General features: G+C 63.2%; 7 protein-coding genes. 1 reads left to right on the top strand and 6 read right to left on the bottom strand.

What is annotated here, in order from left to right:
- Positions 1-81 precede the first annotated feature (81 nt).
- From SOP95_RS31090 to SOP95_RS31065, 6 genes are all read right to left on the bottom strand, one after another.
- Positions 82-474, bottom strand: a complete 393-nt coding sequence (locus tag SOP95_RS31090) for a RidA family protein (RefSeq protein ID WP_323609467.1) — start codon at positions 472-474, stop codon at positions 82-84.
- A 28-nt stretch (positions 475-502) separates the two neighbouring features.
- The gene (locus SOP95_RS31085) at positions 503-1,216 is read right to left on the bottom strand and encodes a DUF3726 domain-containing protein (RefSeq protein WP_274077942.1); all 714 of its coding nucleotides are present in this window, start codon (positions 1,214-1,216) and stop codon (positions 503-505) included.
- Position 1,217: 1 nt separating this feature from the next.
- Positions 1,218-2,933: a hypothetical protein gene (locus tag SOP95_RS31080; RefSeq protein ID WP_323609466.1), complete on the bottom strand. Its 1,716-nt coding sequence runs from the start codon at positions 2,931-2,933 to the stop codon at positions 1,218-1,220.
- Positions 2,934-2,956: 23 nt separating this feature from the next.
- Complete coding sequence (locus tag SOP95_RS31075; protein WP_274077944.1) at positions 2,957-4,510, bottom strand: BCCT family transporter; 1,554 nt, start codon at positions 4,508-4,510, stop codon at positions 2,957-2,959.
- 105 nt (positions 4,511-4,615) lie between these two features.
- On the bottom strand, positions 4,616-5,602 hold the full coding sequence (locus SOP95_RS31070) for a dipeptidase (RefSeq protein ID WP_274077945.1): 987 nt from the start codon (positions 5,600-5,602) through the stop codon (positions 4,616-4,618).
- A gap of 13 nt (positions 5,603-5,615) precedes the next feature.
- Positions 5,616-7,058, bottom strand: coding sequence for an aldehyde dehydrogenase family protein (locus tag SOP95_RS31065; RefSeq protein ID WP_323609465.1), 1,443 nt, complete (start codon positions 7,056-7,058; stop codon positions 5,616-5,618).
- Between the two features lie 91 nt (positions 7,059-7,149).
- Between SOP95_RS31065 and SOP95_RS31060 the strand changes: the two genes are divergently transcribed.
- Positions 7,150-8,046, top strand: coding sequence for a LysR family transcriptional regulator (locus SOP95_RS31060; protein ID WP_323609464.1), 897 nt, complete (start codon positions 7,150-7,152; stop codon positions 8,044-8,046).
- Positions 8,047-8,200: the final 154 nt, after the last annotated feature.

Raw genomic sequence — 8,200 nt, 5'->3', positions numbered from 1 at the left:
CTTTTGATCTTGAAAATCAAAAGATCGCAGCCTTCGGCAGCTCCTACAGGGGAATGCGTTCGCTTGAGACCGGGGCGTTTGTCAGGCCGTCTTCGCCGGCAGGTCAAGGCAGGCGTATACCACCAGCTCCACCAGCATTTCCTCCCGCGCCAACCCCGCCACGACGATGGCGGCGCGGTTGGGGTAGGGCGCCTGGAAATACTCGGCGTAGATCCCGTTCACCGTCGCCAGGTAACTGCGATCCGTGACGTAGATCAGCACCTGCGTAACCGCGTCGAGCGTGCTGCCGGCGGCCTGCAGGGTGTGGCGCAGATTGTCCAGGGTCTGCCGGGTTTGCGCCTCGATGCCCCCGCTGACCACCTGGCCCTCGCGGTCGATGGGGATTTGTGCGGTGTACAGCGTGCCGTTGCCGACCACCGCCCATTCCAGTGGTGCGCGCGAGGCGAAAAGGTCGGTCTTGATCGCGTGTTTCATTGATTGATTCCTGATGCGTTGCAAGGTTTTATTGGCCATCGCTGCTTTCGCCGGCACCGCGCCGACGGGATTCCTCGGTGCTTTCCACCAGCACCCGCTCGCCAAGTTTCTTCAGCTGGGCCCAGACCTCGTCGTCGACCATCAGCTCCCCGGCAGGCTGCGGGTGAACGGTAGGCACGGCATCCTCGGCACTCAGTCGCGGCAGCAGCATGAAGTGCCGGGAGATCAGCACATTGATGCTTTGCTCGTCGCTCTGCGCCGGTTGCGGCAGGTCATACATCCGCAGGGTCGGGCAGGTTTGCCCGGCGCTGAACGTGGCGACCAGTTCCTGGCGTGCATCGCGCCAGTACACGCAAAAATTCAGCGCCTCGGCCGCGCAGCGCGCCAGGTAACCGAGCAGCAGAATGCGGTTATGGCAATGGCGGATGCGGATCAGCGCACTGCCGCCACGCAAGGCCTTGCCGACACCCAGTTCGACCGCCTGGGCGGCGCAGCGCAGGACACTCTGGCCGTGGGCATCGAGGGTCAGCTGCGCGGCGTCTTCGTAGCAGGTGTCGATGGGCCGATCGACTTCGTCGTGCAGGTACGCCAGGGCCTTTTTCAACGCACCGATGCCATCGAGGCCTTGCAGTTGCAGGCGGGCGATCATCTCGGCGGCGTCGTCGCAGTCACCGGCGGCGAAGCCGATGCCTTCGAAGGCCTTGCGGCAGATCACCTGGATTTCATTGAGCGAGACGCGCATATCAGTGTTCTCCGGCAACGGTGGCCAGTGTCGGCATCACCGCGAAATTCCAGTCATCGGCGAACGGCTGGCCGATCTCACTGACCAGCGGCGCCCCCTGGAACAAGGTGATGCGCACCCAGCGGCTGGACTTGGGGTCAAACTTGCCGGCGCCGAAGAACGCCAGCTTGCAGCGCAGCAGGTGGATCGGCAGCATGTTGCGGTCCATCAGGTTGGCGCGAATTTCCCCGAAGGCGCAGCGGGCCATGCCCTGCAACCGGCACACGGTGCCTTTGAACGACGGCTGTGCGAGCAGGAAGTGCGCGGTCAATTGCTGCGGATGCTGTTCGCGGTAAGCCAGCAAGGCGCGGTGACACCGCTGGATGTTGTGGGCGATGCCCAGCTGCATTTCCTTTTCCGCGCCAGGTTCCAGGGCGCGTTCCCCCAGGCGCGGTTCTTCCTTTTCCGCCGAGCGATACCAGAAGAAGTGATTGGCCTCGGCCCCTTTCAGGTCGTAGTCGAGGGCCCAGCGGTAGCGGGTCTCGATCAGGGTGCACAGCGCGTCCAGCGGCATCTCGGCGTTCAGGCGAAAGCCCTCGTTGACCGACATCTGTTCGGCCAGCGGGTCGACCTGTTCGGGGTACAGCTCCAGCAGCAGGCTGACCAGCAATTCCTGGCAACCCAAGCCGGTGTTCAGCTCGGCCCAATCCTGCAGGCGAGACCACAGGTCGGCGCTGACGGGTTGAGCGGCGAACCATGGGCTCAATTGATCGAGGTCGGCCAGGGTCTGCCGGTCGATGCCACTTTGCCGTTGGTCCTCGGTGCTGGTCTGTTGCAGGTGCTGGCGAGCCCGCTGCAACAGCGCCTGGAAACGCTGCACCCGGGGCAGGTCGGCCGGTTGTGCCAAAACCCGCGCCAGTGCGGTTTCCCGGGCACAGACCCATTTGTCGACCAGTTGCGGGTGATTGATCAGGAAGGGCGCCATGCCCAACCCCGTGGAGTTGCCGACCCCCAGGTAGCGCTGCAGTTCGATGTCCAGCCCGACCGCCCGTTGCGGATTTCGCGCCCGGGCCATGTGCTCGATCTGCTCGATGCTGAAATGTCGCAGCAGGTACACGGTGAACATCTGCGCGCTGAACGGTTGGGTGAAGTCGGCATTGCCCTGCAGGCAGCTGAAGTCGGCGATGCCGAACTTGCCGTTACCGTACACGGCGGTGGTGCGATACAGGTAGCCGACTTCGGCCAGTTGCCGTGGGTCCGGCTGGCAACCTTCGGCCAGCGCCCCGAGGAAACGCTCGAAGTTGCGCAGGCTGCGGTTGGCCCGTGACAGCACCAGCACCCGCGCATCGAAACGCCCGGCTTCCTGCAACGGCACGTTGCCCCGCAAGTCGGCCAGTTGCTGCTCGTCGACATCGCCGGCCAGCAAAACGAAGCTGACGTCCCATTGATCGGCGATGACCCGGTCACTACGCTTTTCCGGCGGCAGGTACATCGAGAAAATCACGCAGTGATAATGGGCACTGGCAGTGTCGATCCGGTAGATCGCGGTGCCGAAACCCTCGGCGTCGAGATCGAAGCGGGTGCGCTCGATACGCCATTGCTCGTTCATCATTTTGCGCATGCTGCTGCGCACGAAACTCAGGCGGCTCTGGAAGTGACTGCCCAGCCGTTCCAGGTCCATGACCCGGGCGGCAGGGCGCAAGGCCGAAGAGGTGTCTGTGTCGGTGTGCGACATCATTGCGATTCCTGGACTGTTCATCATCAGACTGCCTGTTCGCGCGCCATCTGCCGGGCGATGCGCAGGGCATCCCAGAGCGACGGCAGGATCAGCAGCGAAACCGGTACAGCGGTAATCACGATAAAGGATTGCAGCGCGGTGACCCCGCCCGAGCCGATGGTGATCAGCACCACGGCGGCCAGGCCCATGCCGATCGCCCAGAAGGCGCGCAGCCATGCCTTGGGCTTGTCGTTTGCGGACATGGCCATTGCCACGGTGAAGGCCATGGCGTCGCCATTGGTCGCTACCGAAATAAAGCTCAGGAACAGGAACAGCGCCGAGATCAACCCACCCCATGGCAGGTTCTGGGTCACGCCCAACAGCAGGTCTTCCGGTTGCGCGCCGTGGGCGGTGACGATGCCCGGGGTTTGCAATTCCATGCCGATGCCGGCGCCGCCGACAATGGTGAACCAGAACATGGTCACCAGCGGGGCGATGATCGACAGGGTCATGATCACTTCGCGGATGGTCCGGCCCCGGGAAATTTTCGCCACATACAGCGCCACCATCGGCGCGTAACCGATGAACCAGCCCCAGTAGAACACCGTCCACCAGTCCAGCCATTTCGGATCGGCACGGAACAGGGTCATCGGGATGAACTGTTCGATGTGCAGGGCAAAGGCCGTGGGGAATCCGCCGAGGATGAACGCGGTGGGCCCCAGCAGCACCATGAACACCGCCAGGCCGATCATCAGCCAGACGTTGATCCCGCTGACGAAGCGGATGCCCTCGAGCCCGACCAGGCAGGAGATGGTGTACATCACCGTGACCAGCACGATAGTGATCGACTGCACCACCAGGTCATTGGGAATGCCCCACACCGAGTGCAACGCGCTGCTGATCTGCAGGCCAAGGAAGCCGATCGGGCCGATGGTGCCGGCGACCACGGCGATGATCGAGGTGGCGTCGGCCAGGGTGCCGATCGGCCCCTTGATCGCGCGCTCGCCGAACAGTGGATAGAGCAGGGTGCGTGGTGCCAGGGGCAAACCCTTGTCGTAGTGCAGGTGCATCAACACGATGGCCAGCAGGCTGCCCAATACCGCCCAGGCCAGGAAGCCCCAGTGCACGAATGATTGCGCGAGCGCAGCGTGCCCGGCGGCCTCGGTGTGCGCTTGCACCCCGGCGAACAGCGGTGGCGGGCTGGCGAAGTGCATCATCGGTTCCGCCGCCGCCCAGAAGGCACCGCCACCGGCGAGCAGGGCGCACATGATCACCGCGATCCAGTTGAAGGTGCTGGTGTCGGGACGCTGATCAACGCCGCCGAGCCTGACGCGCCCGCACTTGCTGAAGCAGATGAACAGGCTCATGGCAAAGGTCGCCAGCATCAGGACCTGCCAGTACAGGCCGAAGAATTTCGTCGACCAGGCGAACAGCGTGTTGACCAGCAGCGACACACCCTCGATGTCGACCAGCGCGGCGATCAGGAAGGCGCCAAGGAACCCGCCACTGATCAGGAACAGCGGCCAGTCGATGTCTTTTTTCGGCGTCGTGGCTGCCGGCGCCTGGCCGTCAGCTTGCAGTGCGGTTGTGGTTTTCATGATGCCTCCAAAATACGCGCCAAGGGCTGTGCATCGCCGGTCGGGGAGATGAACGGGAGGTTATTGTTGTTATTTTTCATGCGGTCCTCACGGTTTGGATCGGGGTCAGTTTTGCGCGGTGGTCGCGTTTTCCAGCAGGCGCAACCAGTTGAGTCCCATGATGTTGCGTACCTCGTCCTCGGCGAAGCCACGGTCGCGCAGGCCTTGGGCGATGACCGGAAAATCCCGACTGTCGCGGAACCATTGCAGCGGTGACGGCCAGTGGGCGTTGTCCTTCGAGCCTTCGCCGTAGTCCTTGTCCTTGCTCCAGCGCCCGTTGCGCATCCATTCGAGCACTTGCAGGGGTTGTTGCTGGCACAGGTCGGTGCCGATGCCGATGTGCTCCACGCCCATCAGTTCGGCCGTGCTTGCGACCATGTCGCAGAACGATTCCAGGCTGCAGCCCGACGCACCCTTGAGGTGGAACGGGTAGGTGCTGAAACCGAGCAGGCCGCCGGATTCGGCAATCCCCCGCAGCACGGCGTTGGACTTGTTGCGCTTAGCGGCATGGAAGCTCGACGGGTTGGCGTGGGAGACGATCACCGGCCGGCTCGACAGTTCGATGGCTTCCAGGGTGCTGCGTTCGGCGCTGTGGGACATGTCGATGAGCATGCCGACGCGGTTCATCTCGCGGATGACCTGGCGGCCGAAGCGGCTGATGCCGTTGTCTTCGGTTTCATAACAGCCGCTGGCCAGCAGGCTCTGGTTGTTATAGGTCAGCTGCATGATCAACACGCCGAGCTGACGGAAGACCTCGACCAGGCTGATGTCGTCTTCGATGGGCGAGCAGTTCTGGAAGCCGAAGAAAATCCCGACGCGGCCTTCCTGATGCGCCAGGCGAATGTCCGAGGCCTCGCGCACCGGACGGATCAGCTCGGGCCAGGTTTCGAAACGGCGGTTCCATTCGCCGATGCGCGACAGGGTTTCCCGGGCGTTTTCGTGATAGGCGATGGTGGCGTGGACCGCGCTCAGGCCGCCGGCCTGCATCTGGCGGAAGATCTCTTCGTTCCAGTTGGAGTACTGCAGGCCATCGATCATCAATAAGTCGTGCATGGTGATCTCCCGTTCAAGGTCGCACGTAGGTGGTCTTGACCACGGTGTAGAACTCGCGGGCGTATTGCCCTTGCTCGCGCGGGCCGAAGCTGGAGGCTTTGCGGCCGCCGAACGGCACGTGGTAATCGGTGCCGGCGGTGGGCAGGTTGACCATCACGCACCCGGTACGGGCGCGGCGCTTGAAGTCACTGGCATGACGCAGCGACTGGGTGATGATCCCGGCGGTCAGGCCGTATTCGGTGTCGTTCAACACCGCCAGGGCTTGCTCGAAGTCGCTCACGCGGATCACGCAGGCAATCGGCCCGAACACTTCTTCGCGGTTGATGCGCATCTGGTTGGTGGTATTGATGAACAGCGCGGGGCGCATGTAGTGCCCGGCCGGTTCCAGGGCGAGCAACTCGCCGCCTTCGACCAGGGTGGCGCCGTCTTCCTTGGCCAGGTTCAGGTAATGAAGGTTCTGTTCCAGTTGGCGGGCCTCGGCGACCGGGCCGATCTGCACACCTTTTTCAAGGGCATGGCCGACCTTCAACTGGCGCATGCGCGCGACCAATGCCTCGACAAAACGGTCATGGATGCCGTCGCAGACGATCAGGCGCGATGAGGCGGTGCATTTTTGCCCGGTACCGAAGAAGGCACCGTTCAGTGCGCATTCCACGGCGATGTCGAGGGCGGCATCGTCGAGCACCACCAGGGCGTTCTTGCTGCCCATCTCCAGCTGGCAGCGCACCAGGTTGCCGGCGGTGGCGACCGCGACGCGGCGGCCGGTCTGCAGCGAGCCGGTGAACGTCAGCGCATCGATATCGGCCGACTGGATCAGGCTTTCGCCGACCACGCTGCCGCTGCCCATCACCAGGTTGAAGGTGCCTGCGGGCAGGGGCTGGCGGCTGATGATTTCGGTCAGCGCCCAGGCGCTGGCAGGCACCAGGTTGGCCGGCTTGAACACCACGGCGTTACCGAAGGCCAGGGCCGGGGCGATCTTCCACGCGGCGGTGGCCATGGGGAAGTTCCACGGGGTGATGATGCCGACCACGCCCACTGGTTCGCGATGAACTTCGATGTCGATTCCCGGGCGAACCGAGGCAGCCGTCTCGCCCATCTGGCGCAACACTTCGGCGGCGTAGTAGTGGAAGAATTGCGCGCTGCGATGGACTTCGCCAATGCCTTCGGCCAGTGGCTTGCCTTCTTCGCGTGAGAGCAGTTCGCCGAGTTCGTCCTTGCGCGCGATCAGCTCGTTGCCGATGGCCATGAGGATTTGCTGGCGCTGTTCCAGGCCGCTGGCCGCCCATTGCGGCTGGGCGTCACAGGCGGCCGCGATGGCGTCCAGGGTCTGTTCGGCGCTGGCCTGATGGTAGTGCCCGATCAGGTCTTCGACGTCCGAAGGGCTGTGGTTGGCGATTAGATCCGGGCCTTCGCACCAGTTGCCGCCAATGTAGTTTTTGCAGGGTTGCAGTGCCATGGGAACCTCCGATTGCGTTGGTCCCATCTTGAGAGTATTACTCTGCAAATAAAAATTAATAATAAATATGAAATGATAAGGAAAACTAACCGTGTTGCCCGAGCTGAAGATCACTCAACTGCGTTATTTCGTCCTGGTCGCCCAGCTGAAAAGCTTCCACGGCGCGGCCAGGCAGGCGTATCGCACGCAACCGGCGTTGTCGTTGGCGGTGCGCGAGCTGGAGCAGAAACTCGGTCAGCCGCTGTTCGAAAAGGGCGGGAAAACCGAGCTGACGCCGTTTGGCGCCCACTGTTTGCCGCTGTTCCAGGATTTGCTCGCCCATCACGATCGCATCGCCAGGGAAGTCAGCCTGTTGGCGCGGCACGAAATCGGTCAGGTGAGCATCGCCACGGTGCCATCGGTGGCCAGCCGCTTGCTGCCGCACCTGCTCGCACGGTTTGTCAGCGAGCATCCGAAAATGCAGATCAGCATCCAGGACGGCAACGCCGACAGCGTGCAGCAGCTATTGGTCCAGGGGCAGGTGGACTTCGCCATCAGCAGCGTATGGGTGGCGGATGACAACATCGAGTTCGTGCCGATCCTCAGCGACCGCGTCGGGGTGGTCTGCCGGCATGATCATCCGCTGGTGGCCAACGGCGGGGCGCTGCACTGGTCCAGCCTGCAAGCCTATCCGCTGGTACGCAACGGCACCTCGCGCCTGCTGGCGGGCACGGAGGCGGAGGGCTTGCTCGACAGCAGCCTGCTGTTCGTCTCCAACATGATTTCCCTGATCGCGATGCTCGAGCAGGGCATCGGCATCACCACGCTGCCGTCCCTGGCGTTTCCCCAGGGCAACGAGCAGCTTGTATTTTTACCCTTGGCGGAGCCCAGGGTGGAACGCCAGATCGGCATCCTGTGCCGCAAGGGCCACAGCCTGTCGCCGGCCGCGGCCGAGTTGATGGGGTTTCTCAAGGCGCAGATGCAGATGAGCGAGCTGCAAGATCAGTGACCTTCCAGAAGGCGACCTTAAGTACTGCATTGACCGTTCGGGCCCCTTCGCTGGCAAGCCAGCTCCTACAATGTTTTGCGCAGGGCGTTGGTCCGTGGCTGCCGCGGACCTGTAGGAGCCGGCTTGTCGGCGAAGGCGTCCTTGAACATTGCGC

The sequence above is a fragment of the Pseudomonas sp. YuFO8 genome (genome assembly GCF_035065025.1).
Lineage (GTDB): Bacteria > Pseudomonadota > Gammaproteobacteria > Pseudomonadales > Pseudomonadaceae > Aquipseudomonas > Aquipseudomonas putida_AE.
Note: the sequence above shows the minus strand (reverse complement) of the source record. Positions and strands in the feature narration are given on the sequence as shown.

Excerpts from the sequence above, each read along its gene's own strand:
- SOP95_RS31080 (WP_323609466.1), bottom strand. The coding sequence starts at position 2,933 with ATGATGTCGCACACCGACACAGACACCTCTTCGGCCTTGCGCCCTGCC.
- SOP95_RS31090 (WP_323609467.1), bottom strand. The coding sequence starts at position 474 with ATGAAACACGCGATCAAGACCGACCTTTTCGCCTCGCGCGCACCACTG.
- SOP95_RS31075 (WP_274077944.1), bottom strand. The coding sequence starts at position 4,510 with ATGAAAACCACAACCGCACTGCAAGCTGACGGCCAGGCGCCGGCAGCC.
- SOP95_RS31070 (WP_274077945.1), bottom strand. The coding sequence starts at position 5,602 with ATGCACGACTTATTGATGATCGATGGCCTGCAGTACTCCAACTGGAAC.
- SOP95_RS31065 (WP_323609465.1), bottom strand. The coding sequence starts at position 7,058 with ATGGCACTGCAACCCTGCAAAAACTACATTGGCGGCAACTGGTGCGAA.
- SOP95_RS31085 (WP_274077942.1), bottom strand. The coding sequence starts at position 1,216 with ATGCGCGTCTCGCTCAATGAAATCCAGGTGATCTGCCGCAAGGCCTTC.